This is a genomic window from Lentzea miocenica (genome assembly GCF_033949945.1).
GTDB lineage: Bacteria > Actinomycetota > Actinomycetes > Mycobacteriales > Pseudonocardiaceae > Lentzea > Lentzea miocenica.
Window position 1 is genome coordinate 86531 of sequence record NZ_JAXAVW010000014.1, and the last position, 25982, is coordinate 112512.

The window sequence follows — 25982 nt, forward strand, 5'->3', positions numbered from 1 at the left end:
GTGAACGCCACCATCTGGAGCCTCAGCGCCATCGTCGCCGTTGCGGCCGTGACGTTCCTGCTGGGCTATGTCGGGTCCCGCAAGGCGAACACCACCCCGGACTTCCTGGTGGCGCGCCGGGCGATCCCCGCGACCCGCAACGCCGCCGCGATCTCCGGCGAGTACCTGTCCGCGGCGTCGTTCCTCGGCGTGGCCGGGCTCGTGCTCAAGGACGGCGTCGACGCGCTCTGGTACCCGATCGGCTTCACCGCCGGGTATCTCGCGCTGCTGCTGTTCGTCGCCGCGCCGTTGCGCAGGTCGGGCGCCTACACGTTGCCGGACTTCGCCGAGGCCCGGCTGGGATCGGCCAACGTGCGGCACTTCAGCACGTTCTTCGTGGTGTGCATCGGCGTGCTCTACCTGGTGCCGCAGCTCCAGTCCGCCGGTCTGACGCTCACCACGATCACCGGGCTGCCGGCGTGGTTCGGCGGCCTGATCGTCACAGTCATCGTGGTGATCAACGTGCTGGGCGGCGGCATGCGCGCGATCACGCTGGTGCAGGCGTTCCAGTACTGGGGCAAGCTCTTCGCGATCGCCGCGCCCACGTTCGTGCTCTTCGTGGTGTTCCTCGCCTCTCCCGACCGCGGTACGCAGCCGATCAGCGACGACGGCGTGGTCAGGTTCCCGAAGGCCGAGACGATCACCGTGGCCGAGCAGGTGGTGAAGGTCCGCGTCGACGAGCCGCTGACGTTGAAGGTGAGCGGCCAGATCGACGGCAGGGACGCGGACGGGGCGGTCTTCTGGGGCCGCGGCGTCTACGAGCTGAGTCCCGGCACGCGGATGGAGTTCACCGCTGGCAGTCCGGTGCCGGTGGTCGAGGGCTCGCCGACGACCAACCGCGACTGGTCACGGCCGCAGACCGGCGGCATCTCCGAGCTGATCAGGACCTACTCGCTGATCTTCGCGACGTTCCTCGGCACGATGGGCCTGCCGCACGTCCTGGTCCGCTTCTACACCAACCCGGACGGCAAGGCGGCCCGTCGCACGGCGCTGCACGTGCTCTACCTGCTGGGCCTGTTCTACATCTTCCCGACGGTGCTGGGTGTGCTGTCGCGGCTCTACCTTCCGCAGCTGCTGGTGAACGGGAAGACGGACGCGGCGGTGCTGATGCTGCCGGAGACGATGCTGCCGAACCTGGGCGGCCAGATCGTCGGCGCGATCGTCGCCGCCGGTGCGTTCGCGGCGTTCCTCTCGACCTCGTCCGGACTCGTCGTGTCCGTCGCCGGGGTGGTCTCGACGGACATCATGCCGGGCAAGGTTCGTGACTTCCGGTGGGCAACCGTGTTCACCGGACTCGTCGCGATCGGTCTTGCTCTGCTGCTGCCGCGCTCCGATGCGTCACTGACCGTGGCCATGTCCTTCGCGCTCGCCGCGTCGACGTTCTGCCCGCTGCTCGTGCTCGGCATCTGGTGGCGCGGACTCACCTGGGTGGGTGCCGTGTGCGGGCTCGTGGTCGGCGGCGGCATGGTCATCACGGCACAGGTCGTGAGCGTCGTCAGCTCCTACACCGGCCGCTGGGCGCCCGCGTTCATCACGCAACCTGCGCTGATCACGGTGCCTCTCGCGTTCATGACGATGATCGTCGTCAGCAAGGCGACCCGCAGACGTGCCCCGGCGGACGTCAACCAGATCCTGCTGAGACTGCACGCGCCGGACCCGCTGGGCTTCATCCGCGACCGCGACATCGCGCGCTTCGGCACCGCCGAGGAGAAGGCCAGGATGGCCGGCGACAAGCGCAGGGGAGCTGGGCGAACACGGTAAGTAGCGAGCGTTTCAAATGGGTGAAAATTGGTCACTCGAATCGGTGAACGGTGATTGCGGTCACGCAGAGTGCTGTTCGTCTACGCATACTGACCGTTCGTCGCTTCACTCGACTGCTGGGCGCAACGGCACGAACGGGGTCTTACCTGAGTGACTCAAGTCTCCATACGGTTCCTGACCAAGAACGGACCGCACCTGGAGGCATTACGTGCACGTCACGTTGCTGACACCTACAACGAGTACGGCGAGGAGGGGACTGTGAGCACCGTCGAGCACACCCCGAGCGAGTCGACCCCCGATGCCCAGAAGTGGGTCGATGTACAAGCAAGTGATGACTTCGCGGAGCTGAAGCACCGGCTGCGCAAGTTCGTGTTCCCCGTCTCCGGCCTGTTCCTCTCGTGGTACCTGCTGTACGTGCTGCTCGCGGACTACGCACACGGGTTCATGTCCACCAAGGTGTTCGGCAACATCAACGTCGGGCTCATCTTCGGTCTGCTGCAGTTCGTGTCCACGTTCGTGATCACGACGCTGTACGTGCGGCACGCGAACAAGAACCTCGACCCGCTGGCGGAGAAGCTCCGCAACGAGATCGAGGGAGACGGCAAGTGAACGAGTCCAGCCCGATCCTCAACATCAGCATCTTCGGTGTCTTCGTCCTGATCACGCTGTTCGTGGTCATCCGGGCGAGCCGCAACACCAAGACCGCTGCCGACTACCTCGCCGCCGGTCGCGCGTTCACCGGACCGCAGAACGGCATCGCGATCGCGGGTGACTACCTGTCCGCCGCGTCGTTCCTCGGCATCGCGGGCGCCATCGCCCTCAACGGTTACGACGGCTTCCTGTACTCGATCGGCTTCCTGGTGGCGTGGCTCATCGCGCTGCTGCTGGTCGCCGAACTGCTGCGCAACACCGGCAAGTACACGATGGGCGACGTGCTGAGCTTCCGGATGCGCCAGCGTCCGGTCCGCGCCGCCGCCGCCACGTCGACGATGGCCGTCTCGTTCTTCTACCTGCTGGCCCAGATGGCCGGTGCCGGTGGCCTCGTCGCCCTGCTGCTCGGCATCACGGGCTCGGGTGGCCAGGCTCTCGTCATCGCCGTGGTCGGCGCCCTGATGATCGCCTACGTCCTCATCGGCGGCATGAAGGGCACCACCTGGGTGCAGATCATCAAGGCGGTCCTGCTGATCGCCGGTGCCGGCATCATGACCGTCTGGGTGCTCGGCAAGTACGGCTTCAACCTGTCCACGCTGCTCGGCGCCGCGGTCGACAACGCGCCCAAGGCCGGCGAGAAGCTGCTCGGCCCCGGTCTGGCCTACGGCAAGAACGGCACCACCAAGCTGGACTTCCTGTCGCTGGCTCTCGCGCTGGTGCTCGGTACCGCGGGTCTGCCGCACATCCTGATGCGCTTCTACACCGTGCCGACCGCGAAGGAAGCCCGTCGCTCGGTCGTGTGGGCCATCTGGCTGATCGGCATCTTCTACCTGTTCACGCTGGTTCTCGGCTACGGCGCCGGTGCGCTCGTCGGCCCGGACAAGATCAACGGTGCGCCCGGCAAGGCCAACTCGGCGGCTCCGCTGCTCGCGTTGGAGCTCGGCGGCCCGATCCTGCTCGGCCTGATCGCGGCGGTGGCGTTCGCGACGATCCTCGCGGTCGTGGCAGGTCTGACGATCACGGCGTCGGCGTCGTTCGCACACGACATCTACGCCAACATCATCAAGAAGGGTGCGGCCGAGGACAAGGACTCCGAGGTCAAGGTCGCCCGCCTCACCGCGATCGTGATCGGCCTCGTGTCCATCGGCGGCGGCATCGTCGCCAACGGCCAGAACATCGCGTTCCTCGTGGCGCTGGCGTTCGCGGTCGCGGCCTCGGCCAACCTGCCGACGATCCTCTACTCGCTGTTCTGGAAGAGGTTCAACACCTCGGGCGCGCTGTGGAGCATCTACGGCGGTCTGATCGTGACGATCACTCTGATCGTCCTCTCGCCCGCGGTCTCCGGTCAGCCCACGTCGATGTTCAAGAACGCCGACTTCGCGCTCTTCCCGCTGTCGAACCCCGGCATCGTGTCGATCCCTGTCGCGTTCCTGCTCGGCTACGTCGGCACGATCCTGTCCAGGGAGAAGGCCGACCCGGTCAAGCAGGCCGAGATGGAGGTCCGCTCCCTCACCGGTGCGGGCGCCGAGAAGGCCATCGCGCACTAGTTCCACCACCGGAAACGGGCCGTCCCTCGCGGGGCGGCCCGTTTTCGTTTTGTGCAACCCTTCCGGTGCCGGCTGCGTATTGAACGCGAACGCGGCACGAGCTTGGGGGACCGGAGTGCGACGAGACGAGGAGTTCTCGGAGTTCTTCACGAGCAGATTCGACTGGGCGCGGCGCACTGCCTACGCGTTGTGCGGAGACTGGTCGGAAGCGGAAGAGATCGCGCAGAACGCATTCGTGAAGGCGTACGCGAAGTGGCCGAGCATCAGGCGCGAAACGGCGGAAGGTTACGTCCGCACCATCGTGACGCGCGTGTTCCTCGACAGCAGGCGCCGCGGCCGCGACCGCGAACGCCCTGTCGCCGACCTGCCCGAGTACGGGGTCGGCGGTGGCTTCTCCGATCCCGACGCCAAGCTGAACGCCGCGTTGCAGCAGGTGGCACCCAAGCAGCGGGCCGCTCTCGTGCTGCGGTTCGTACACGACCTGTCCATCGAACAGACAGCCGCTGAGCTGGGTTGTTCGGTGGGCAACGTCAAGAGTCAGACAGCCAGAGGCTTGGCGACGCTCCGCGAGGCGTACGGCGAGCCGGTCAACTCGGAGAGTGCCTCATGAACATCGAAGACGAGCTGCGCGGAGCTCTCGACGTACCCGTGCCGCCTCCCTCGACGACGTTGGACGACGTGCTCAAGCGCGGCCGCCGGCGGGTGCTGACCCAGCGCGCGGGCGCGATGCTCGGCGTGGCCGCGGTGGTCGCCGGCATCGGGTTCGGCGCCATGACGATCAACCTCCGCAAGCCGCCCGCACCCGCGGACGACGTGGACTACGGCCCCGCGGTGGTCCTGCACGACGTGGAGTGGCCGCGGGTGCAGGTGGCGCGGCGCACCCCCGTCGGCTCGGAGTCGGCATGCGCGCCTGCCGGTGAACCGAACGTGGGGCAGGATCCGCAGGGGGCTGAGCGGTTGTCGGCCTGGTTCACCAGGCTGCAGGGCGTGGTGCCGGAGATGCAGGTGACGGCGCCCGAACAGAGGAACGACTTCAACTACCAGGTCGAGGTCGGTGACAACCTCGGTCCGGGCAAGGTGCGCCGGGAGAGGGGCTTCTTCGACGGCAGTCCGCTCGAGGCGGCGAACGCCGCGGTGTGGGCCACCGGCTCCTGCGAGCCACCCCAGCGGATGACCGACGCCAACGGCGCCGTGTACCAGCTGTACGACGTTCGTCCCGATCCGGAGTCCGGGGCGATCTCGCAGACCCTCTACGTCTTCCTCCCTGACCGCAAGGTGTTCCGCGTCCAGCAGCTCAACCTGGGCCTGACCAGCACCCGCAGCACGCGGCCTTCCCTGCCGTTGACCCAGGAGCAGTTCGCGAAGCTTGGCCCCATCATCGCGGAGGTGGGCTGAGGGTGACCCGTGCCGGAGGTTCACGTCCGTGCAACTTCCGGCATGGGACCATCTGGGGGTGACTGTTCCAAGCGTGGAGATCGCCGGCGTCCCCGCCGTGCTGCCGGAAGGCGCCGTCCTGCTGGACGTGCGCGAGCAGGACGAGTGGGACGCGGGCCATGCGCCCGGCGCGCTGCACATCCCGATGAGCGAGATCGGTGCCCGGCTCGAAGAGGTGCCGAACGACGTGCAGCTCTACGTCGTGTGCCGCGCCGGTGGCCGTTCCGCCCGCGTGACCCAGTACCTCAACCAGAACGGCTGGGAGGCCGTCAACGTCGAGGGCGGGATGCAGCACTGGGACGCCGCCGGTCGTCCGCTCGAGGGCGGCGTCGACGGCATGGAACCCGAGGTCATCTGACCGTGCAGCCGTTGCAGCCGATGCGCGTGGACTGGGTGGCGACGCCGCCGCCCGGTGCGTACCCGCAACCCTCGCGGCGGTCGCAGCGGTTGTCCTACGGCGGTCCGCCGAACTACCCGGTCCCGCCGCGCTGGGGCTTCCCGCTGCTGGCGTGGCGCTGGCCGACGGCCGTGCCGGGCACGGTCGACGGGGCCGACTCGGTCGACAACGTCCGCCGGCTGGGCAAGTCCGTGCAGAACACCTTGTGGTTGCTCGTGGTCCTCGCCGTGTGGGCCGCGGGGTCCGAGATCTGGCGATACGTGCTGCTCGCGCTGAGCCGGTTCGGCGCGCTCGACGCGGGTGTCGTCACCGCGTCGGACGCCATGGTCGTGTCCTCCGCGGCGCTCACGTTCGTCTGCTGGGCGCTGGCGTTGGTGCTCATGGTGTTGTGGGTTCGCCGTGCGCGCAACGTGGCCGCGACCCTCGTGGGCTACGGGCCGTCCCGCTCCGGCGTCACGTCCCTGCTTCTCCTGCTGGTGCCCGGCGTGAACCTGGTGGTACCGGGGTCGGTGCTCGCCGAGCTGGAACACGCGGTGGAACGCCGCTCCGCGACCGAGCGCCCCCGTCCGTCGAAGCTGCTGCGCTGGTGGTGGGGCACCTGGGTGGCCTCCGGGCTGACGTTCTGGATCATCGTGCTGTGGCAGAACCTGACCAGCAGCACGCAGGCGCTGGCGGACGGCGTGCTGCTGCACGCGCTCGCCGACCTGCTGCTGGCCGGGGTCGCGGTGACCACGGCGCTCTACATACGGCGGATCACCACGCTCCTGTTGCCGGTGGACGCCGCGTCGCTGCGGCTGATGCGGGTGCTCGAGGTGAAGGACGCCCCGGCGCCGCCGCTGCGGTCGGTCCGCGCGTCCGGCTCGCCGCGGTGATCTGTTCAAGCGACGTTCGTGCTTAAGGACCTTCCGGGCGTTGGTTTTCAGTGCCAGGTTGGATGAATGCGGACACTCATCGGGGCTCTGGTGATCGCAATGGCCACACCGGGCGTCGCTCAGGCTCACCACAGGGACTTCGACCTCCAGGCACACCGCGGCGGCATCGGCCTGACCGTGGAGAGCACGCTCAAGGCGTTCGGCAAGGCGCTCGAACTCGGCGTGACGACCCTGGAACTCGACCTCCAGATCACCAAGGACGGCCGTGAGGTCATCACCCACGACCGCAAGACGAACCCGGCGAAGTGCCTCGACACCTCGCCCGCGTTTCCCGGTGATCCGGCGTTCCCCTACGCCGGCAAGTACGTGAAGGACCTGACGTTCGCCCAGGTCCGCACCCTCGACTGCGGCAGCACCCGCTGGTCGCAGTACCCGGACCAGGAACTCTCGCCGGGTGCCCGCATGCCCACCCTGGCCGAACTCTTCGACCTCGCGCGCAGGCACCGCGCGTGGGGCATCCGCTTCAACATCGAGACCAAGGTCGAGGCCGCCGCCCCGCACGAGACCGCGCCGCGCGAGCAGTTCGTGCAGCGCGCGGTCCGCGAGATCCGCCGCTCCGGCTTCCTGCCGAACGTCACCGTCCAGTCGTTCGACTGGGGCACGTTGATGCGCCTGCGCGAGGTCGAGCCGCGCATCCCGCTGGTGGCGTTGACGCAGCCGGAGTTCCTGCGCCCCGGCTCGCCGTGGACCGGTGGACTGAACCTGGACGACTTCGGTGGCAGCGTCGCTCGTGCGGTGAAGAGCTTCGGCGCGAAGGCCCTGTCCCCGGTGCACACGATGACCACGAAGGAACTGGTCGCCGATGCCCACGGACAGGGCCTCGCCGTCATCCCGTGGACCGTGGACGAGGAGTCACGGATGCACGAGGTGATCGCCACCGGGATCGACGGCCTGATCACCGACTACCCGGATCGCTTGCGGAAGGTGTTGAAGGAGCGCGGGTTCAAGCTCCCCAAGCGTTATCCGAAGCGCTAGCTGATACCGATCGGGCTGGCAGCGTGGTTGCCCGTCTGGAGGCCGCCGCGCTGGCCGGTCGCGATGCCGCAGAGCGCTGCTTCGCTCAACCCGGCGGTGGTCGCCTGTGCCGAGGACAGCGTGTTGCCCGCGGCCTGACCGTCGATCGTGACCGGGCTCGGGTACAGCGTGCTGTCGCTCTCGCGGCAGACGAGCACGATCACCTTGAACGTCCTCGGGTTCGTGAACGAGAGGTTCTTCGTCTCACCGCGGACGACGCTGAAGGTCAGCGGTAGTGACGCGTCCTTCGCGTAGCCGGTCGGGGTGGTCGTCTCGTCGATCGTGTACGTGCCAGGAGCCAGGTTCGTGAACGGCGGCTGGCAGACACCGGCGGCGTCCGTGGTGCAGGTGCCGACCACGGTCCCGCTCGTGTTGGCGCCCGTGTACAGCGTGAAGACAGCGCCCGGAACCGCGGCCCCGAGGTCGTCCTGCTTCTGCACGTTCACGGTCGCCGGACGCGCCGGGTCGGTGAACGTCAGCGTCTTGGTCTCACCCGCTGCCACGCTGAACGTGAACGGCAGCGTCGGATCCTTGTCGTAACCGGCGGGAACCGTTGTCTCGTCGAGGGTGTAGGTGCCGACGGGAAGGTCGGCGAACAGCGGGGTGCACGCGCCGTTGGCCTGCACGGTGCAGGTACCGACCACGGTGCCGCTGGTGTTGGCGCCCGAGTACAGCGTGAAGACGGCGCCGGCCTGGCTGCCGCCGTCACTGCCGAGCTTGGTGACGGCGACGGAGCCGCAGTTGCGGATGTTGACGTTGCCGGGTCCGACCAGGTCCTTCATCTGCGCGGTCGACGACTGGCCCGAGCTGCGGCTGACGGCGTACGCCTTGCCGAACCCCTCGCACACACCGGGCGCGAAGACGCCGGCGGCGGTCAGGTTGATGCCTGCTTCACCGAACTCGTGCAGGCCCAGCGTCTCGTTCGACGGCGCGACGGTGTCGAGCGCGGTCGAGCCGGTGTTGACGGCTGCCTCGGCCACGCCGCTGGACAGCGTGGTCGCGACGCTCCAGCACGGCGCGGAGTTGCTGCCGACCTCACACGCACCGGAAGTGATCCAGCGCGAGAGCTTCAGGACCGGCGTGCCGCCGCCCTCGAAGTCGTAGACGATCAACATGTCGCCGGCGGACCGCTGCACGAGTCCACCGGATCCGGCACCGCAAGACGTGGTGCCCTTGTTGAACTCGAATGCCACGTGCGCGGACGACGACGTGGTGTTCTGCGGGATGCGCACCCACGCGAGCGTCAGGAACACGTCGCTGCCAACGGTCTTGCTCGCCACGTAGACGCGCTTGAGGTCGTCCTTGTTGGACGCCTTCTGCGTGCCGACCGTCGGACAGGTGGTGTCCTGCTTGGTGCCGCCCGCGAAGCCGGAGTCGGACGTGGTCGCCTGCCAGTCCTCGAGGCCGGTGAAGGCCCAGCCGGAGGTGACCTTGCTCGCCGATCTTGTGGGTGCGGTGCCCGTCCAGGTGGCGGGCGAGAAGCTGTTCCAGTCGAAGTTGATCGATGCCTGCGGGACGAGGTTCGCGTCGTCGTCCTCGAAACCCGCCGCGGTGCCGACGGGTCCCGCTACCGCGACGCCCGCAGGTCCGAGCAGTCCGAGAACGAATGCCGAGACCGCGGCGGCCGCGATCGTCAAACGTCTGCGCATGGTGCACTCCAGTGCGCCGGGACGTGTGCCGCGGTCCCCGCACCGTGCACCGACGTCCAATGGACGGGTGGCGGCCGGGCGGGAGAGTTGGTGCGCCCATCAACGGTCGAGCGGGGCCGAGCCAACAGGGTAGGCACACGGGCGGCGAACCGCACGCCCGCTGATTCATTAAGGGCCGATGTACTGACCGAAGTGCTTGGGTCGGCCGGTCACTCTCCGCTGAGCGGCAGCGAGTGCAGGCCGCGGATCACGAACTCCGCGCGCCGGTTGGGTTCCTCGGCCAGCACCGCGCCGGGCAGCTTGCGGTGCAACGACGACAGCGCCGCCTCCACCTCGATGCGGGCCAGCGGCGCACCCAGGCAGTAGTGGATGCCCATGCCGAACCCGAGGTGCGGGTTCTTCTCGCGGCCGACGTCGAGCGTGTCCGGGTTCTCGAAGACCAACGGGTCGCGCGCGGCCGCACCGAGCAGTGCGGCGATCTTCTCGCCGGGCTCGATGACGTGGCCGGCGATCTCCACGCGTTCGGTGGCGGTGCGTTCGAAGAGCTGCAACGGTGAGTCGTAGCGGATGAGTTCCTCTACGGCGGTGGACATCACTGACGGCGAGAGGCGTTCCCACTGCGAGCGGTGCTGCATCAGGGCGTAGACGCCGTTGCCGATCACGTTCACCGTGGCCTCGTGGCCCGCCATCAGCAGCAGCACGGCGGTGGCGACGAGCTCGTCCTCGGTGAGTCTCGCGCCGTCGGTGTCGGTGACCGCGACCAGGTCGGACACGAGGTCCGAGCCGGGGTTCTTGCGGCGCAACGCGATCAGCTCGCGCAGGTAGGTGACGAACTCCGTGGCGGCGCGTTCGGCCAGGGCCTGCTGGTCGGCGGGCAGGCCGTACTCGTACATCTTCACGATCGAGTTCGACCACGGCTGGAGCAGGTAGCGGTCCTCGCCGGGGACGCCGAGGAGTTCGGCGATCACCTCGACCGGCAGCGGCGCGGCGACGTGGGTGAGCAGGTCGGCCTGGCCCTGGTCCTTGATCTTGGCGACCAGTTCGTCGACGAGGCGGTCGGCCAGGTCCGCGACCCACGGGCGCAGGCGCTCGACGTGGCCGCGGCCGAACGCGGCGGCGACCAGGCGGCGCAGGCGGGTGTGCGTCGGCGGTTCGTTCTCCAGCAGCGAGTTGCGGTGCAGGAGGTTGAACGACATGAACTGCTCCACCGGCTTCACGTCCGACCAGATGCGGCCGAGCGAGCGGTGCCGCAGCACGGCCGAACAGGCCGCGTGCGAGACGGCGACGGCGACGCCCATCTGCTCGTGGTGATGCACCTCACTGGCTTCGCGCAGGGCGGCGAAGGCCGGGTACGGGTCGGCGATGAAGGCGGGGTCGCGCTGGTCGAACGTCACAAGGCGGGACGGTAAGTCGCGTTTCGCGTTTCGTCCACGTCCATTTGATTGATGACTCAAATTGTTGCGCAGACACTATCGTTCGGTCCTGTGCAGCAGCCTTCGATCGTCGCGCACCGTGGCGCGTCCACCGACCGTCCCGAGCACACCATCGGCGCCTACGAGCTCGCGCTCAAGGAGGGCGCGGACGGGCTTGAGTGCGACATCCGCTTGTCACGCGATGGCGAGATCGTGTGTGTGCACGATCGCACGCTCGCCCGCACCTCGAACGGTCGTGGCACGGTCAGCGCGCTCTCGCTCAGCGAACTGCAGAAGTACGACTACGGCAGTTGGCACCGCCACGGTCAGCCGGCAGAACTGCTCGTGCTCGACCACCTGCTCGACCTGGTGAAGGGCTCCAACGTGCAGCTCTTCGTCGAGACCAAGCACCCGGTCCGGTACCGCAACGAGGTCGAACGCAAGCTCGTCGAGGCGTTGAAGAGGCACGGTCTCGACTCCCAGATCGTCATGATGTCGTTCTCGCCGACGGCCGTGAAAGCGTTCCGGGAGCAGGCGCCGGGCATCCGCACGGTGCTGCTGCTCGACCGCCTCGGCCGGTATCGCAGCGGCGCGCTGCCGTCGTTCGCCGACTACAGCGGGCCCGGTGTGCACGCGCTCCGCAACGACCCCGGCTACGTCGATCGGGCGCGGAAGGCGGGCCACGAGACGTACGTGTGGACGGTCGACAGTCCCGAGGACGTCGCGCTGTGCCGTGACCTGGGGGTCCGTTACCTCGCGACCAATGCCCCGGCGAACACGCGCCGCCTGCTGACGGCTAATTTGGCCACCTGACAAGCCTGAGCACGAGGAGGGCCAAGGTGGCCAAGCGGACCGCGGTCAAGGACGCCCAGAAGACCGGACAGCAGGACGGGATCAACCCGAAGCAGCCCTGCCCGTGCGGGTCCGGCAAGCGCTACAAGGCCTGCCACGGCGCGCCCGGTGGCGCGACCGACGTGATCGTGTCCCGGCCGTTCGAGGGCTTGGCCGCCGAGTGCGAGCTGATCGCGCTGCGCGAGTTCGTGCCGTCGGCGATCGCGAAGCTGCCGATCAAGGACGGTCGTGAGGTCACGCTGGCCACGGTGCTGCCGATGGCGGCCGCCGGTCTGATCCGCGGCGACGACGTGCCGTTCGTGGGCCTGCAGGTGCAGACGCGGTCCGGTGACATCAGCCGCGACCTGGCGCGGGCGCTGCAGTGGGCGCAGCAGGCGAAGACCGGTGACGTGCTGCCGGTCGTGGGTCCCGACCACGGTGAGAACCCGGGCCGCCTGCAGGACCTGCTCGACCCCGAGGCCGAGATCACGCCCGTGCTGCACACCGACTTCGTGTGGTGGATGCCGGAGGGCACCGAGCCCACGGGTGACGTGGCGCTGTCGCTGGAGCGCGCGAACGCGGCGATCCTGCCGACCGAGCGCCTCGACGCGCCCGGCGTGAAGGCCGCCTACTGGGTGGACGCGGGCGACAAGGCGCACCTGCGCTGGGTCCGTCCCGAGCCCGAGGAGAAGCTGGTGCCCGCGATGGCGCGGCTGGCCGCCCGCGGTGAGCTGGACCTGGGCGACGGCTCCCGGTACGCCGGTTCGTTCCGCGCGCACGGCCTGCTGGTGCCGGTCTGGGACCTGGACCGCGAGATGCACGCCCGCGAGTGGGCCGACCCGGCCGAGGCGCTGGGCAAGCGTTTGCTGGAGGCACTGGCCTCCGACGAGCCGCTGTCCGACGCCGAGCGCCGTGCCCGTGACGGCCTGCGCGGCCGTCAGATCACGCTCCGATGACCCTGTCCACAGGGTTGTCCACAAGGAGCTGTGGATAAGTGCTGCTCCACATCATCTCGCCGGCCGGCTGGGCTGCTGCCCAGTCGGCCGGTTCGATCGCGCCCGCCGCCGGCGACGACTTCGTGCACTGCTCCGACCGCGGGGTCGCGCACGTGAGCGCGAGCAACTTCTTCCACGGGCAGAGCGGGCTGTTGCTGCTCGTCATCGACCCGAAGCTGGTCGACGTGCCGGTGCGGTGGGAGGCCGTGCCGGACTCGCCGCTGTGGTTCCCGCACGTGTACGGCGAGATCCCGGTCGCGGCGGTGCTGGAGGTCCACGACTTCCCGTGCCAGCCTGATGGTTCGTTCGTACTACCGGAAGCCGTTGCCGTTCTGTGATTTAGTGGGGCAACCGTTCGGTGCGCGGGGGCGTGAACTCCTCGAAGCCAGTTCGCTGGTTCGGGGAGGGGGTGTGCCGTGACGGCGGTGCTGAGACTGGAGTTGGCCGCCGAAAGCGGCGGGGGAAGAGCGGAAGCCGTGGGGGATTTCGCGGAGTTCGTGCGCATGTCCATGCCCGGACTTCTGCGTTATGGCCATGCACTGACCGGAAATCCGCACGACGCTTCTGACCTCGTGCAGTCGGTTCTGGAGAAGGTCGGCTCGCGCTGGGTTGCCGTGCAACGCAAAGGCGACGACCCGCTCGCTTATGTCCGTCGAGCGATGGCCAACACGCACATCAGCATCTGGCGGCGCCGTCGCCGCGAGCGTCTCGTGGCCGATTTCCCGGAAACCGGCGCCGTGCCCCCCGAGCTGAGCAGGCTCGACAACGAACCGCTCTGGCAAGCACTGCGCGAACTGCCGCCACGGCAGCGCGCGGTGATCGTGCTGCGTTACTACGAGAACCTCTCCGAGGCCGAGATCGCGAACGCGCTCGGAATCTCGTGCGGCACCGTGAAGAGCCAGAGCAGCAAGGCGATGGCGAATCTTCGGACACGCCTGGGAAAGGACTGACCAGTGGACGACCTCGACGACGATCTGCGCAGGCTGTTCAGCGACGATCGGCTGGACGTCCACGTGGCGCCGGACGTGACCGACTCGGTGGTTCGCGGCGCGACGCGCCGCCGCAGGCGACGAACCGCCGTCGCCGGCGCCTTCGGAGTGGTGGCCCTGGCCGGCGTGGGGCTCGGCCTGACCGAACTGCACCTGCCGACCCCGGACGAACTGGCCGGTCCGCTGCTGCCGACCGCCTCGAGCACCTCGACTACCACGCCTCCGGTCTCGGTCAGCACGTTCACCTCGACCGCGACCGTCACCGTCAACCCGCCGCCGAACTCCAACGGTGGCAATCCCGGCACCAATCCCAACCCCGGGAACACGGGCAAGAAGAGCACGAGCAACCCGCCACCGCCCGCCACGCCGGAAGCGCAGCCGGGCCGCTACGGATCGCTCGCACTGGGGATGCCGGAAGCCGAGGCACTGGCGACCGGGTCGCTGGTCGAGCCGAGCAGCCCGGCCGACCCGGAGGGCAGGTGCAAGGCGTACGCCACGAAGTCGGTGCCCGACACCAACGCCGTGATCATCTCGCCGGCCAAGGGAATCGTGCGGATCACGCTCGCGAGCTACGCGAAGACTCCCAAGAACGTCGGTGCCGGCTCGACGGTGGACGCCGTGAAGGCCGCTTATGCCAACGCCACGCAAAGTGGTTCCGACGTGATCGTGCCGATGGCCGCGACACCCAAATGGTCGTACGTGTTCGAGAACGACGGCGCAACGGTGACCACGGTCCGAATGCGCCTGGCTGACAACGACTGCACAACCGTCTAACCCCGTCTTGCCGAAGTCCCGCCGCCCATTGGGGGTGCGGCGGGGCTTTGGTGTTCCCTTTTTCAGGCGCCGAAAGAAGTCCGTTTGTCGTGACTTTTCCGTGACAACGAACTTCGCAACCACTTTGTGGGGAAGACGTCTTAAGGGTGTCTGAAACAGGGGGGACCTGAAATGAAGAACGCAATCAAGATCGCATTCGCAGTCGCTGTCGCCACGGCGGGAATTGCGGCGTGCACCTCCACACCCGAGGCGGCGCGGAACACCGCAGCCGGAACTCCGGAGTCGCTTCCCACGCCCACGTCGTCTTCGACGCCGTCGACGGTGGTCACCGAGATCACGACCGTCACGGTCACCAACCCGCCCGAGGCTTTCGTGAAGGTCGACAACCGCCTGGGCTACGGCACGCTCAAGCTGGGCATGACGCCAGAAGAGGCGGCCGCCGCCGGACTGAAGGGCCTCAACTGGGGCCCGGCCGGCGCCGCCACCTGCACGGGGGCCGAGAACGTCGCGATCTCCAGGAAGTACGGCATCGAGCGGATCACGTTGCCCGCGGATGCCAAGACTTCCAAGGGAATTGGCGTCGGTTCGACGGTCGCCGACGTCAAGAAGGCCTACTCGAACGCCAAGGAGCACCGAACGGGGCTGTCCACGAGTCTGAACGACACCGGTGGCTACTCGTTCTCGACCTATGGCTACGCCGACACGGACAAGATCGTCGAGATCAAGCTCGTGTCGAGCCAGACCGACTGCGCCCTCGCCGCTCTCTGATTTTCTCGATCGTCGTACCCGCCCCGCTGGGGGTGGGGCGGGTACGCCTTCACCGAACAACCAACACTTTCCCTGGGGGACCAAGAAATGAACCGCTCGCTCGTTCTCATCACCGCTGCCGCCGCTCTCGCCCTGACCGCGTGCACGTCCACGCCCACGCCGGACAACACGGCGACGTCAACGTCGGCCAGCCCCACGACGCCACAGGCAGCGGTGGTCACCGAGGTCGTGACCCACACCGTGACCAACCCGCCCGCGGCGCCGGTCAAGCCCGTGATCGGCTCGTTCGGCTACGGCGACCTCAAGCTCGGCATGACGCGGCAGCAGGCGCTGGACGCCAGGTTGATCGGCCCCGACCTGCCGGGCCCCGGGCCTGCCGACGCCTGCTCGGTCCACGAGATCGTCGGCACCGGCCAGAAGGTGCAGGTGTCCAAGAAGCTCGGTGTCGCGTCCATCGTCTTCACTCCGGAGATGGCGTCCGACGGCGTCGGCATCGGTGCGACCGAGGCGACGCTCAAGGCCGAGTACACCAACCTGCGGCCGACCGGCCCGAACTACTCCTACCGGGCCGTCGCCGACAACAACCCGGCCGCCGAGTTCATCTTCCGGGTGGCGGAGGGCAAGGTCACCATGGCGATCCTCCTTCTCGACAACCAGGACTGCCACAACTGATCGAAAAATCTTGAAGTCTCGTGTCGAGAAGCAGGGAACGGCTCCGTCCCCGGTGCGGAAGCGGCCAAGATGGGTCGCGACAGGACTGAGGGAGAACATCCGAGATGGCCAAGTACCTGCTGCTCAAGCACTACCGCGGCGCCCCGAAGGCCGTGAACGACGTGCCCATGGACCAGTGGACCGAGGACGAGATCTCGGCGCACGTCCAGTACATGCGCGACTTCGCGGACAAGATCAACGCCACCGGTGAGTACGTCGACAGCCAGGCGCTCGCGCAGGAGGGGACGTGGGTCCGCTTCGACGGTGAGGGGAAGCCGCCGGTCACCGACGGGCCGTTCGCGGAGACGAAGGACCTCATCGCCGGTTACATGATCATCGACGTCGACAGCTACGAGCGTGCGCTCGAACTCGCCGGGGAGCTGTCGGCGGCGCCGGGCAAGGACGGGAAGCCGATTCACGAGTGGCTCGAGCTGCGTCCGTACTACGGCAGTGCGCCGACGATCACGGAGTGACGATGGACGAGGCGCTGCTCAGGAGCCTCACCCCGGCCGTCCTCGGGATCCTCGTCCGCCGCGGAGCTGACTTCGCGGCGGCCGAGGACGCCGTGCAGGACGCGCTGGTCGAGGCGATTCGCGTGTGGCCGGCCGATCCGCCGCGCGATCCGAAGGGCTGGCTGGTCACCGCCGCCTGGCGCAAGTTCATCGACGCGACCAGGGCGGAAACCGCGCGCAAGCGGCGTGAGGACCTGATCGACGCCGAACCGGCACCTGGCCCGGCGCAGGACTCCGACGACACGCTCCAGCTCTACTTCCTGTGCGCGCATCCTTCGTTGACGCCGTCGTCGGCGGTCGCGCTCACCCTGCGCGCGGTCGGCGGCCTGACCACCCGCCAGATCGCCCAGGCCTACCTGGTGCCGGAGGCGACCATGGCCCAGCGCATCAGCCGGGCCAAGAAGACCATCGGCGATGTGCGGTTCGACCAACCCGGCGACGTCGCCACCGTGCTGCGCGTGCTCTACCTGGTCTTCAACGAGGGCTACTCCGGTGATGTCGACCTGGCCGCCGAAGCCATCCGGCTCACCCGGCAGCTGGCGGCGGCGATCGGCCATCCCGAGGTGTCCGGTCTGCTCGCACTCATGCTTCTGCACCACGCCCGGCGGGCGAGCCGGATCGCGGCCGACGGCAGCCTGGTCGCGCTGGCCGTGCAGGACCGGCGGAAGTGGGACACGACGCTGATCGCCGAGGGCGTCGAGATTCTTCAGGCGGCGCTCGCGAAGGATCAGCTGGGGGAGTTCCAGGCGCAAGCGGCCATCGCGGCGCTGCACGCCGATGCACCCGCTGCGGAGGAAACGGACTGGGTGCAGATCGTCGAGTGGTACGACGAACTCGCCGCGCTGACCGACAGTCCTGTGGTCCGGCTCAACCGCGCGGTGGCCGTGGGTGAGGCCGACGGAGCGCGCGCGGGGTTGAAAGCACTCGCCGAACTCGACGATTCATTGCCCCGCTACACGGCGGTAGCGGCATACCTCCACGAGCGCGACGGCGATCTGCGAACGGCGGCGCGGCTGTACGTCGAGGCGGCCGAAAAAGCGTCGAACCTCGCCGAGCGCGAATACCTCACGCGCCAAGCCGCTCGCCTCAACCGAAAAGGCCCGCCTCACTCGGGAGAGTGAAGCGGGCCTTTTGCCCGAAATCGGGCAGTGCAGGCACTCGAGCGTGCGAAGGAAAACTCAGACGGTGCCACCGGCGGCGGTGGGCGCACCGGAGTCGCCGCCCTCGTCGCCCACGGATTCGCGGGTGAGGAACGTCTCGACGTAGAACATGTTGCCGTCCGCGCGGTCCATGATCGTGAGCAGCGTCTTCATCGAGGAGACCTCCTCGACCTGCTCCTTCAGGAACCACTGCAGGAACTGCTCGCCGATGTAGTCGCCCTCCTCGCGGGCGGCCTTGGCGAGCGCCACGATCTGGTCGGTGACCTGCTGCTCCTGGCGCAGGGCGAGGTCCACGAGGTCACGCGGCGACTTGAACTCGTTGAACGGCGTCTCGGTGCCGGGAATCGCGACCGGGATGTCGTTGTCCATGAGGAACTGCACGATCATCATCGCGTGGTTGCGCTCTTCGAGAGCCTGCTTGTAGAAGTGCGACGCGAGGCGGGGGAGGTCCTCGTTGTCGAACCACACGGCGAGAGCGATGTACTGCTGTGAAGCGGAGAACTCGTTGCCGACCTGAGCCTGCAGGAGCTCGTGGAACTTCGACTTCTTGGTCAGGATCTTCTTCACGTTCGAGGCCATGAGGAGTACGTTAACCCAAAACGATGAAGCTTGCATTCCAGGAAAAGCTAACCTTTGTTTGGAAAGGTGAACCAAACAAAGGTTAGGCATTCCTAACGATCTACACCAATGGCGCGCGGTCAATCGGGCACGACATGCAGCGCGGGCCACCGCGGCCGGAGCCCAGTTCCGAACCGGCGATCCGCAGCACCTCGACGCCCGCGTCCTCGAGCCGCGCGTTCGTCTCGACGTTGCGCTCGTACGCCACGACCAGACCGGGGCCGACCGCCAGCGTGTTGTTGCCGTCGTCCCACTGCTCGCGCTCGGCGGTGACCGTGTCGAGGCCCGTGTCGATCACGCGCAGCCGCTCGATGCCCATCGCCTCGGCGGCCGCCTCCAGGAACGGCACCGGGCCGTCCACGCGCACGCCACCGTTGCCGTCGGAGCGCAGCGGGAACGCCGTCAGCGTGTGCCTGATCGCCGGGTACATCACCACGGCGTCGCGGTCGACCATCGTGCAGACGGTGTCGAGGTGCATCGTGGCGCGTTCCTGCTCGATCGGCACCGCCAGCACCGTGTGCGCGAGACCGTCCGCGAGGGCGGAGCGGGCGAACGACTCCGCGCCCGCCGGGGTGGTGCGCTCGCCGACGCCGATGGCGATCACGCCGGGCGCGAGCAGCAGCACGTCACCGCCCTCCAGCGGTGCCGAGTGGGCGCCGTACGCGCGGCCCGTGCGGCGGAACCGCGGGTGGTAGGCGTAGATCAGGTCGGTCAGCGTCGTCTCGCGGTCGCGGGCGGGCAGCGCGAGCGACGTGATGGCCACGCGGTCGCCGACCCACACCGACGAGTCGCGGGTGAAGAGCAGGTTCGGCAGCGGGTCGACGGCGAAGTCGATCGGCAGGTGCATCTTGCGCACCAGCGACGCTCCCTCGGCGGCCGGCATCTCCTCGAACGTCATGCCGGTCATCAGCACCTGTGCGAGCTGCGGTGCGTCCAGCGACGTGAGGTGGCTGCGCAGCGCGTCGGCCAGGTCGATGCCGAGGCGGCGCTCGTTGACGGCGCTGTGGACGCCCGCGATGCGCGCGCGGTTGTCCTCCAGCGCCTGCACCAGCACGTCGGCGAGCAGCAGGACCTCGACGCCCTTGGAGGTCAGCGTCGCGGCGAACGCGTCGTGCTCCTCCTGGGCCCTGCCGACCCACGGCACGCCGTCGAACAGCAGCTGGTCGTTGTTGCGCGGGGTGAGCCTCTTGAGCTCGTTGCCCGGCCGGTGCAGCAGCACCGTGCGCAGCGGGCCGACCTCGCTGTCCACGCGGGGCGCGGCGTCCGGAAGTGCTTCGGTCTCAGCGATCGTGTGCGCAGTCACCGGACGAGCGTAACCCTGAACAGCACAAATCGCCGTCGGCGAGCCCGAAAACGCAACGAATGTGGTGTGAATTTAAATTCAACTATCGGATCATTAAGGCAACCAGCTCACTTTGCCTCGCAACATTGTGTAGCCGATGAACGCGACGACGTCGAGGATCGTGTGGGCGATCACCAACGGCCACAACCGCTTGGTCCGCTGCCAGTAGAAGCCGAAGACCAGGCCCATGACCAGGTTGCCGACGAACCCGCCGAAGCCCTGGTAGAGGTGGTACGACCCGCGCAACACGGCCGCCGCGAACAACGCCGTGTACTGCCTCCAGCCGAGCTGCTGCAACCGCGTGATCAGGTAACCGACGACGAGCACCTCCTCCGCCCACGCGTTGCCGGCGGCGGCCAGGATCAGCGCCACGCTCATCCACCACTGGTTGTCCAAAGTGGACGGCTGGACGGCGAGGTTCAGCCCGAGCGCCCAGGCGGCGAAGTACAAGCCCAGCCCGGGGATGCCGATGATTGCCGCCAGGCCCAGGGCGCCGAGGGAGTCCGCGAGCTTGCGCGTCCCGTCGAGCCCGATGACGCGCAGCTTGATCCCCGTGCGCCACAACAGGTACAGCCCGATGCCACCCCACGCGGCGAGCTGCAGCACGCCGAGCAGCTGCGCCACCAGGTCCAGCAGGTCGGCGCGCGCCTGCGGGACGTTGATCGCGACCGACTGCTGGTTGAGCGGCGTCGGCTGCAGCAGGCTGTCGATCAGCCGCACGAGACTGCGCAGGCCGGAAAGCCCGAGCGTCATGCTGAAGACGATCAGCAGTTCGAGCTGGTAACCGCGCTTCTCTTCGGCGGGGATCAAGGTCACCCGCGTGACGCTACCTGCAGTCTTGGATCATCTCTGGGACAGGAACGGGCAGCCCATCAACCGCCGAAGCTCCCCGGCGAGTTCCTGGGCCGTGCTGACCGGCTTGGAGAACGCGATCCGCACGTCGTGGTCGTCGCACTCGGCCTCGACCCGCAGCCGCAGCCCGAACCGGTCGAGCCCGAGGGGGCGCACGTGGCCGGCGCGCAACTCCTCGGGAAGATGGCGGGCCAGCTGGCTGACGACGTCGTGATGCGCGGCCTCCAGGTGCCGCAGCCAGTTGTCCTCGTTGCGGCAGAACGGGTCCGGCGTCGCGTTCGCGAACTGCTCCGGCCGGATCGAGGAGGTGCCCTCGGCGTCCGCGATCACCATCGACGCGGGTGTGAGCCTCAGCACCGAAGCGCCGTGACCCGCGTCCAGCAGCCGGTGGTCCGGGCGTGCGTCGGCGACCGCGAGGATCTCGTCACGCGCCTCCTGGCCGTCCAGCGCGGTGATCCAGCCCGTGAGCCACAACAGCCCGCGGATGGGCTCGCGCAACGGCACCGGCGCCTGGTCGGCGATCTCCAGCATCGCCGTCACCTCGGCACGCGGGGTCTGCCAGAGCTGCCCGACCAGCGGGTGTTCGTCGGCGAGCAGCAAGATCGTGGTGCCGCACGGGTGCACGTGGTGGAACAGCGGGCTGGTGCGGGAACCGGCCTGAGGAAGCAGTGCGGCCTGACCGCCGCGAGCCGTGATCGTGCGGGCGCGCTCTGCGGCGTGCGGCGCCGGCGGGCGCTTGGTCTGGGTGTCGGTCACCGCTGCACCTCCTCGAAGGTTAGGCAAGCCTAACTTAGCCTTGGTCATCAAGGGAAGCGTCACCTGTACGGTGGACACGTGGTCGTGCCCAACAAGCCGTCCACCGAGGTGACGGCGCTCGACGATCGGTGGACCCGGCACTGTGTCGACCGGGCGAGCCGTCGTGCCCTGATGTGGACCGTGATCGCCGGCTCGGCCTTCGCACTCCAGTTCCTGCTGGTACTGGTGTGGTCGTGGTCCTCCCCGGTGGCGCTGGTCCTGCTCTTCTTCGCCGCGGCCGTGTTGTGGGTGGTGACACGGCGCCGTCCGGTGCGTTTACCGGAAGGTGAACCGTGGCATTTCGCCCATGTGAAATGGGAAGGAGGGCGTCTGGTCGTGTTGTCGTCACCGCCGCTTTTGTTGACCGTGCGCGTCGGTCCTCTCCTCCGGAGCCGGATCGCGCGCCATCGCCGCGTCTGGTTCGTGCCGCCGGACTCGGCTGGGAACACCGTCATCACCTTCCGCGGGGTACCGCAGCTGATCTCGGCGCGCGTGCAGAGATGATCATCGAGAACTGGAGCGACACCTGCCTCGTCCGAGCGGATCGTCGCGCTGTCGGGCACATCTTCTTCGCCGTCGCCGTGTTCGGTGTCGTGCTGATGATCGACTGGCTCTGGCTGACCGTGCTGGCCGTCCCGGTCGTGCTGGAGCTGGCCGCGCCGGGGTTGCGGCACTTCATCACCCGCCGCGGAACCCTGCACCTGATCGAGCAGTTCCCGTTCCGCCCGGTGTCGGTGAGCTTCGTGGCCGGCCGGCGCATCGGGCGGCAGGCGTACCTGAAGGCGCACGACTCGGAGAAGAACCTGCGGCTGCCCGAACTTCCCGAACGGGCGCGCGTGCTGGTCCGGCACACCGGCCGGATCTGGATCGCCGGTCCCGATGAACGCGGGCGCCTCGTGGCCATGACGCGCGGGCTTGCGTTCCTCACGCGTGGACGGGTCGTGGACCGCTAACGGCCTGTTGCGATGCCTTCGGACTCGGCCCACTGCGTGAGGTCGTCCTTGCGCAGCGCCGCCGCCAGCAGTTCGGGGAACTTGTCCGGCGTGCAGGCGAACGCTGGTGCGCCGAGAGCGTGCAGCTTCGCCGCGAGCTCGTGGTCGTAGGCGGGCGTGCCGGAATCGCTGAGCGCCAACAGGTTCACCACCGTGACGCCGCTCGCGACCAGTTCGCGGACCCGGCGCTGCAGTTCGGCCTCGGAGCCGCCCTCGTACAGGTCGCTGATGATCACGATGACCGTGTCGGTGGGCCGGCGGACCTGCGTCTGCGCGTAGGCGACCGCGCGGTTGATGTCCGTGCCGCCGCCGAGCTGGGCGCTGAACAGCAGGTCGACCGGGTCGCTGAGCTGGTCGGTCAGGTCCGCGACCTCGGTGTCGAACACGACGAGCTTGGTCGAGATCGAGCGGATGCTCGCCAGTGCCGAACCGAGCACCGCCGCGTGGACCAGCGACTCCGCCATCGATCCGGACTGGTCGACCAGCAGGATCACGTCCCGCATCGCCGCGGTCCGGCTGCGCCTGCGGTGGCCGATGAGGTCGTCGACGATGACGGTCTTGTGCTGCGGCTGGTAGTTCTTGAGGTTCGCCTTGATCGTGGTCGCCCAGTCGACGTCCTGCAGCTGTGGCCGGCGGGTGCGCCTGGAGCGGTCCACGGCGCCGCGGACGGCTTCGACGAGCCGGTCCTTCAGGCGCTTCTCGATGTCCTCGACCACCTTCTGCACCACGGCTTTCGCGGTGTCGCGGGTGCGGGCGGGGATCGCGCGGGAGAGCTGGAGCAGGGTGCTGACGAGGTTCACGTCGGGTTCGACGGACTGCAGCAGTTCGGGTTCGAGCAACAACTGCCGGAGGCCGAGCTTCTCGACGGCGTCCCGTTGCATGACCTGCACGACGGACGTGGGGAAGTACTTGCGGACGTCGCCCAGCCACCGGTGCAACTGCGGAGAGCTGGCGCCGAGACCGGCACCGCGATCGCCGCCACCGCCGTAGAGACCTGTCAGCGCGCCATCACGCCGTTGGTCGTCCTCGCCGAGCTGCGCCACGTCTTCCGCGCTGGGCCCCAAGAGCAACCGCCAGCGCCTCAGCCGCTCTTCTGTCATTTGAGCGCCGCCGCCACTTCTTCGGCCGCACGCACGACGTGTGGGCCGACAACGTCCGCGTCGAGCTTTTCCAGCGCCACCACACCAACGGACGCTCTGAGGCCCGGAACGCCGCGCACAGGCGCCGCGACGCCGTACGCGTTGGGCTGCAGCTCACCGCTGGAGACGACCCAGATCTCGCCGGGCTGGGAGATGGCCCTGCCGGCCGCCCCGCGGTGCACCGGGTGGCGGGAACCGACCCGGTACGCCACGTGGAAAGCGGTCCACGACGGTTCGACGACGGCGACGGCCTGCGCCTCGGTGCCGTCCGCGACGGTGAGGTGCGCGGTGGCGCCGACCTTCTCCGCGAGTTCGCGCAGAGCGGGGTTCGCCGCCATCCGGAGCTGGGGGAGGACGTTGGAGGCGAGCCGGAGCACGCCCAGGCCGAGCCGGACCTTCGAGCCCTCCCGGCGCACGAGCCCGCGCGCCTGCAGCGGCACCAGAAGCCGGTAGACGGCCGCTCTGGACGCGCCGATGGCGGTGGCGAGCTCCGAGATCGACGGTGCCTCGGACTCCGCCTCAGCGACCGCCTGGAGCAGCGCCAGACCCCTTTCCAGGGTCAGCGAGCTCTCCTTCGTCGCTCCGACCATCACGCACTCCGAACTGTGCCCACCACCTCGGCGAGACCCACCACCGAACCACCCTCACCGGGGGCCGTCGCGGTCAGCTTGACCGTGTCGCCGTCCTCCAGGAAAGACCTCGTGGAGCCGTCGTCGAGCTTGAACGGTTCCTTGCCACCCCAGCTGAGTTCGAGGAACGAGCCGCGCTCGTTCTTCTCCGGTCCGGAAACCGTGCCGGACGCGAACAGATCACCTGGGCGAACCGTAGCCCCGTTCACCGTCATGTGCGCCAGCTGTTGCACAAATGACCACGACATCTCCCGGAACGGGGGCTTCGCGACGATGGTGTCGTTCAGCTCCACGGTGATCGTGATGTCCAGGCCCCACGGCTGATCGCAGGTCAGGTAGTCGTGCAGCTTGTTCGGCAGCGGCGGCGTCGGGACGCGTGCAACTGAGAACGCTTCGAGCGGGGTGATCCAGGCGCCGATCGACGTGGCGAACGACTTGGCGAGGAACGGGCCGAGCGGCTGGTACTCCCAGGCCTGGATGTCGCGCGCGGACCAGTCGTTGACCAGCGCGACGCCGAAGACGTGCTCGGCGGCCCTGCTCGTGGACACGTTGGCCGCCTTCGGGCCGCCGCAGACGAACCCGACCTCCGCCTCGATGTCGAGACGCTCCGAGGGACCGAACTTCGGGCCCTCGCTGCCGCGCTTCTGGCCGTTCGGGCGGACGATCTCCGTGCCCGAGACGTACACCGTGCCCGCACGACCGTGGTAGCCGATCGGGAGGTGCGTCCAGTTCGGTGTGAGCGCGTCGCCGTCGGGGCGGAACATCTTCCCGACGTTCTCGGCGTGGTGCCTGGAGCTGTAGAAGTCCACGTAGTCGCCCACGGTGAACGGCAGCTTCGCGGACTCGATGCCCGTGAGCTCGGCGCCCTTCGGCGCGGAGGTCGCCGTGACGATCTCCTTGAGCTTGGCCCGCAGCACGCTCCAGATCGGCCGGCCCGCCCTGAGCAGCGGGTCCAGCGAGTCGCCCTGGACGTACTCGCTGCACTTGCCCAGGGCGAGGCCCTTGAGCAGCAGAGCCTGGTCGCCGACGCGGACGGCGACGCCCCCGTCCACGACGCCGTAGGGGAGGGTCTGCGGTCCGAACGGCTGGTCTTCGGTGAAGTTCGGGTCGCTGATCCAGCTCACAGCAGTCCAAGCCCCTCGAGGTCGGCGATCGGTTCGGCGAGCGAGCACGAGCCGTAGCTCGCGAAGACCCCGCGGACGGCGTGCGCGGCCTGGTCGCTGAGCGCCTTGGCCTCGGCGGTGAGCGCCTCGGCGTCGGTGCTCGCCAGTGCCTCGCGGACGTCGCGGCCGCTGAGGGACCTCGCCGTGGCGACGAGGAGGTTCAGGAAGCCGTGGTGCGTGAAGTTCTGCTCGTCGGTGTAGCGGACGGCCTTGTGCAGGCCCGCGGTCGCCTTGAACGCGACGCCGCCACCGCTGACGACGGACAGGAAGTCCGCGACCTCGTCGACGCTGGGGAAGTTCTCGGTGCTGAGACCACCACAGCGCAGCTTGGGCCAGCTGCCGTGCTCGATGACCCGGCGGACGCCGTCGAGCCACTCGGCCCCGCCGCGGCGGGGTTCGACCACGCGGATGACGTCTTCTGGCACGAACTCGGACACGCGCTCGAGCCACACCTCGTCCACATCGGACGGTGCGGGCATCTCGACCATGCGCAGAGCGAGCAGTTCACTACGGCTCTCGACGATGGACACGGCCTTCGGCACACCGCCGAGGCCCGTGTCGATCACGAGTGAGAGCGCGATCGGTTTCGGTGGCTTGACCTTGATCAGCTCGGTGATCAGCTCGGCGAGACGCGAGGCAGGGCACAGGAAAAGACCCATGACGCCAGACCACTCGCCGACCCGTCCGTCGAGGTGCCCGCGCACCGCGTCGGGCATCGGCGCGTTCCCCGGAGGGAACAGCGCGGCATCGTCCACAAGCCTCGCGAGCAGGGGCGGAGTACCGCGCGGACCGGGCGCACGGAGTTCGACAGCGCTTGACACGGCTGACACGCTAGCCGTGTACCGGCAACTGAACAAAGATGTCCGATAGTCGAAC

General features: G+C 68.4%; 29 protein-coding genes. 19 read left to right on the plus strand and 10 right to left on the minus strand.

Annotation, left to right across the window (positions count from 1 at the left end):
- From SK803_RS18345 to SK803_RS18380, 8 genes are all read left to right on the plus strand, one after another.
- Positions 1–1800 carry a sodium/solute symporter gene (locus SK803_RS18345; protein WP_319967231.1) on the plus strand — a complete coding sequence of 600 codons (1800 nt, stop codon included), beginning with the start codon at positions 1–3 and terminating at the stop codon, positions 1798–1800.
- Positions 1801–2058: 258 nt separating this feature from the next.
- Positions 2059–2409: a DUF485 domain-containing protein gene (locus tag SK803_RS18350; RefSeq protein ID WP_319967232.1), complete on the plus strand. Its 351-nt coding sequence runs from the start codon at positions 2059–2061 to the stop codon at positions 2407–2409.
- Positions 2406–3998, plus strand: coding sequence for a solute symporter family protein (locus tag SK803_RS18355; protein ID WP_319967233.1), 1593 nt, complete (start codon positions 2406–2408; stop codon positions 3996–3998). The genes SK803_RS18350 and SK803_RS18355 overlap by 4 nt, the downstream gene beginning before the upstream one ends.
- A 115-nt stretch (positions 3999–4113) precedes the next feature.
- The gene (locus SK803_RS18360) at positions 4114–4608 is read left to right on the plus strand and encodes a SigE family RNA polymerase sigma factor (RefSeq protein ID WP_319967234.1); all 495 of its coding nucleotides are present in this window, start codon (positions 4114–4116) and stop codon (positions 4606–4608) included.
- Complete coding sequence (locus SK803_RS18365; protein WP_319967235.1) at positions 4605–5393, plus strand: hypothetical protein; 789 nt, start codon at positions 4605–4607, stop codon at positions 5391–5393. Before SK803_RS18360 ends, SK803_RS18365 begins: the two co-directional genes overlap by 4 nt.
- 58 nt (positions 5394–5451) lie before the next feature.
- Positions 5452–5790, plus strand: a complete 339-nt coding sequence (locus SK803_RS18370; protein WP_406601547.1) for a rhodanese-like domain-containing protein — start codon at positions 5452–5454, stop codon at positions 5788–5790.
- A 2-nt stretch (positions 5791–5792) separates the two neighbouring features.
- Positions 5793–6701, plus strand: coding sequence for a DUF4328 domain-containing protein (locus tag SK803_RS18375; RefSeq protein ID WP_319967236.1), 909 nt, complete (start codon positions 5793–5795; stop codon positions 6699–6701).
- A 66-nt stretch (positions 6702–6767) separates the two neighbouring features.
- Positions 6768–7736 (plus strand): glycerophosphodiester phosphodiesterase, encoded by a 969-nt coding sequence (locus SK803_RS18380; protein WP_319967237.1) that lies wholly within the window; start codon positions 6768–6770, stop codon positions 7734–7736.
- Here SK803_RS18380 and SK803_RS18385 read toward each other — a convergent pair.
- Together SK803_RS18385 and SK803_RS18390 are read right to left on the minus strand one after the other, a co-directional pair.
- Positions 7733–9424: an MSCRAMM family protein gene (locus SK803_RS18385; protein WP_319967238.1), complete on the minus strand. Its 1692-nt coding sequence runs from the start codon at positions 9422–9424 to the stop codon at positions 7733–7735. The genes SK803_RS18380 and SK803_RS18385 overlap by 4 nt on opposite strands.
- A gap of 209 nt (positions 9425–9633) precedes the next feature.
- Positions 9634–10818, minus strand: a complete 1185-nt coding sequence (locus tag SK803_RS18390; RefSeq protein ID WP_319967239.1) for a cytochrome P450 — start codon at positions 10816–10818, stop codon at positions 9634–9636.
- Between the two features lie 90 nt (positions 10819–10908).
- On the opposite strand from SK803_RS18390, the gene SK803_RS18395 reads away from it, so the two are divergent.
- The 9 genes from SK803_RS18395 (at position 10909) to SK803_RS18435 (ending at position 17537) form a co-directional block, all read left to right on the plus strand.
- Entirely contained in the window at positions 10909–11649 is a 741-nt protein-coding gene (locus tag SK803_RS18395; RefSeq protein WP_319967240.1) for a glycerophosphodiester phosphodiesterase family protein, read from the plus strand.
- Between the two features lie 26 nt (positions 11650–11675).
- Positions 11676–12623 (plus strand): DUF5926 family protein, encoded by a 948-nt coding sequence (locus SK803_RS18400; protein WP_319967241.1) that lies wholly within the window; start codon positions 11676–11678, stop codon positions 12621–12623.
- A gap of 38 nt (positions 12624–12661) precedes the next feature.
- Complete coding sequence (locus SK803_RS18405; protein WP_319967242.1) at positions 12662–13000, plus strand: DUF952 domain-containing protein; 339 nt, start codon at positions 12662–12664, stop codon at positions 12998–13000.
- Positions 13001–13165: 165 nt separating this feature from the next.
- On the plus strand, positions 13166–13612 hold the full coding sequence (locus SK803_RS18410) for a SigE family RNA polymerase sigma factor (RefSeq protein WP_406601552.1): 447 nt from the start codon (positions 13166–13168) through the stop codon (positions 13610–13612).
- A gap of 3 nt (positions 13613–13615) precedes the next feature.
- The gene (locus SK803_RS18415; protein WP_319967243.1) at positions 13616–14425 is read left to right on the plus strand and encodes a hypothetical protein; all 810 of its coding nucleotides are present in this window, start codon (positions 13616–13618) and stop codon (positions 14423–14425) included.
- A gap of 171 nt (positions 14426–14596) precedes the next feature.
- Complete coding sequence (locus SK803_RS18420) at positions 14597–15193, plus strand: hypothetical protein (RefSeq protein ID WP_319967244.1); 597 nt, start codon at positions 14597–14599, stop codon at positions 15191–15193.
- Between the two features lie 87 nt (positions 15194–15280).
- A complete protein-coding gene (locus SK803_RS18425; RefSeq protein ID WP_319967245.1) occupies positions 15281–15865 on the plus strand; it encodes a hypothetical protein in 585 nt (194 codons plus the stop codon).
- A 104-nt stretch (positions 15866–15969) separates the two neighbouring features.
- Positions 15970–16377 (plus strand): YciI family protein, encoded by a 408-nt coding sequence (locus SK803_RS18430; protein ID WP_319967246.1) that lies wholly within the window; start codon positions 15970–15972, stop codon positions 16375–16377.
- A gap of 2 nt (positions 16378–16379) precedes the next feature.
- The gene (locus SK803_RS18435; RefSeq protein ID WP_319967247.1) at positions 16380–17537 is read left to right on the plus strand and encodes an RNA polymerase sigma factor; all 1158 of its coding nucleotides are present in this window, start codon (positions 16380–16382) and stop codon (positions 17535–17537) included.
- A gap of 57 nt (positions 17538–17594) precedes the next feature.
- On the opposite strand, the gene SK803_RS18440 is transcribed toward SK803_RS18435, so the two are convergent.
- The 4 genes from SK803_RS18440 to SK803_RS18455 form a co-directional block, all read right to left on the minus strand.
- Positions 17595–18155, minus strand: a complete 561-nt coding sequence (locus SK803_RS18440) for a ferritin (RefSeq protein WP_319967248.1) — start codon at positions 18153–18155, stop codon at positions 17595–17597.
- A 100-nt stretch (positions 18156–18255) separates the two neighbouring features.
- Positions 18256–19443 (minus strand): arginine deiminase, encoded by a 1188-nt coding sequence (locus tag SK803_RS18445; protein ID WP_319967374.1) that lies wholly within the window; start codon positions 19441–19443, stop codon positions 18256–18258.
- 147 nt (positions 19444–19590) lie between these two features.
- Complete coding sequence (locus SK803_RS18450; protein WP_319967375.1) at positions 19591–20289, minus strand: CPBP family intramembrane glutamic endopeptidase; 699 nt, start codon at positions 20287–20289, stop codon at positions 19591–19593.
- Positions 20290–20379: 90 nt separating this feature from the next.
- A complete protein-coding gene (locus SK803_RS18455; RefSeq protein ID WP_319967249.1) occupies positions 20380–21144 on the minus strand; it encodes a DUF2470 domain-containing protein in 765 nt (254 codons plus the stop codon).
- A 78-nt stretch (positions 21145–21222) separates the two neighbouring features.
- On the opposite strand from SK803_RS18455, the gene SK803_RS18460 reads away from it, so the two are divergent.
- Both SK803_RS18460 and SK803_RS18465 read left to right on the plus strand, forming a co-directional pair.
- A complete protein-coding gene (locus SK803_RS18460) occupies positions 21223–21687 on the plus strand; it encodes a hypothetical protein (RefSeq protein WP_319967250.1) in 465 nt (154 codons plus the stop codon).
- Entirely contained in the window at positions 21684–22136 is a 453-nt protein-coding gene (locus tag SK803_RS18465) for a hypothetical protein (protein ID WP_319967251.1), read from the plus strand. The genes SK803_RS18460 and SK803_RS18465 overlap by 4 nt, the downstream gene beginning before the upstream one ends.
- Here the strand turns inward: SK803_RS18465 and SK803_RS18470 are convergent.
- From SK803_RS18470 to SK803_RS18485, 4 genes are read right to left on the minus strand one after another with little or no spacing between them, the layout of a single operon-like run.
- Positions 22133–23275, minus strand: a complete 1143-nt coding sequence (locus SK803_RS18470; RefSeq protein ID WP_319967252.1) for a VWA domain-containing protein — start codon at positions 23273–23275, stop codon at positions 22133–22135. The two genes, SK803_RS18465 and SK803_RS18470, sit on opposite strands and share 4 nt — an antisense overlap.
- Positions 23272–23904: an IclR family transcriptional regulator gene (locus SK803_RS18475; RefSeq protein ID WP_319967253.1), complete on the minus strand. Its 633-nt coding sequence runs from the start codon at positions 23902–23904 to the stop codon at positions 23272–23274. Before SK803_RS18475 ends, SK803_RS18470 begins: the two co-directional genes overlap by 4 nt.
- Positions 23904–25067, minus strand: coding sequence for a fumarylacetoacetate hydrolase family protein (locus SK803_RS18480; protein WP_319967254.1), 1164 nt, complete (start codon positions 25065–25067; stop codon positions 23904–23906). The genes SK803_RS18475 and SK803_RS18480 overlap by 1 nt, the downstream gene beginning before the upstream one ends.
- Positions 25064–25927: a hypothetical protein gene (locus tag SK803_RS18485; RefSeq protein WP_319967255.1), complete on the minus strand. Its 864-nt coding sequence runs from the start codon at positions 25925–25927 to the stop codon at positions 25064–25066. Before SK803_RS18485 ends, SK803_RS18480 begins: the two co-directional genes overlap by 4 nt.
- Between the last annotated feature and the right edge of the window lie 55 nt (positions 25928–25982).

Bases quoted from the DNA above. Each gene is read 5' to 3' on its own strand.
- SK803_RS18365 (WP_319967235.1), top strand. From the start codon at position 4,605: ATGAACATCGAAGACGAGCTGCGCGGAGCTCTCGACGTACCCGTGCCG.
- SK803_RS18380 (WP_319967237.1), top strand. From the start codon at position 6,768: ATGCGGACACTCATCGGGGCTCTGGTGATCGCAATGGCCACACCGGGC.
- SK803_RS18385 (WP_319967238.1), bottom strand. From the start codon at position 9,424: ATGCGCAGACGTTTGACGATCGCGGCCGCCGCGGTCTCGGCATTCGTT.
- SK803_RS18410 (WP_406601552.1), top strand. From the start codon at position 13,166: ATGTCCATGCCCGGACTTCTGCGTTATGGCCATGCACTGACCGGAAAT.
- SK803_RS18420 (WP_319967244.1), top strand. From the start codon at position 14,597: ATGAAGAACGCAATCAAGATCGCATTCGCAGTCGCTGTCGCCACGGCG.
- SK803_RS18425 (WP_319967245.1), top strand. From the start codon at position 15,281: ATGAACCGCTCGCTCGTTCTCATCACCGCTGCCGCCGCTCTCGCCCTG.
- SK803_RS18430 (WP_319967246.1), top strand. From the start codon at position 15,970: ATGGCCAAGTACCTGCTGCTCAAGCACTACCGCGGCGCCCCGAAGGCC.
- SK803_RS18435 (WP_319967247.1), top strand. From the start codon at position 16,380: ATGGACGAGGCGCTGCTCAGGAGCCTCACCCCGGCCGTCCTCGGGATC.
- SK803_RS18440 (WP_319967248.1), bottom strand. From the start codon at position 18,155: ATGGCCTCGAACGTGAAGAAGATCCTGACCAAGAAGTCGAAGTTCCAC.
- SK803_RS18450 (WP_319967375.1), bottom strand. From the start codon at position 20,289: ATGACGCTCGGGCTTTCCGGCCTGCGCAGTCTCGTGCGGCTGATCGAC.
- SK803_RS18465 (WP_319967251.1), top strand. From the start codon at position 21,684: ATGATCATCGAGAACTGGAGCGACACCTGCCTCGTCCGAGCGGATCGT.
- SK803_RS18470 (WP_319967252.1), bottom strand. From the start codon at position 23,275: ATGACAGAAGAGCGGCTGAGGCGCTGGCGGTTGCTCTTGGGGCCCAGC.
- SK803_RS18475 (WP_319967253.1), bottom strand. From the start codon at position 23,904: ATGGTCGGAGCGACGAAGGAGAGCTCGCTGACCCTGGAAAGGGGTCTG.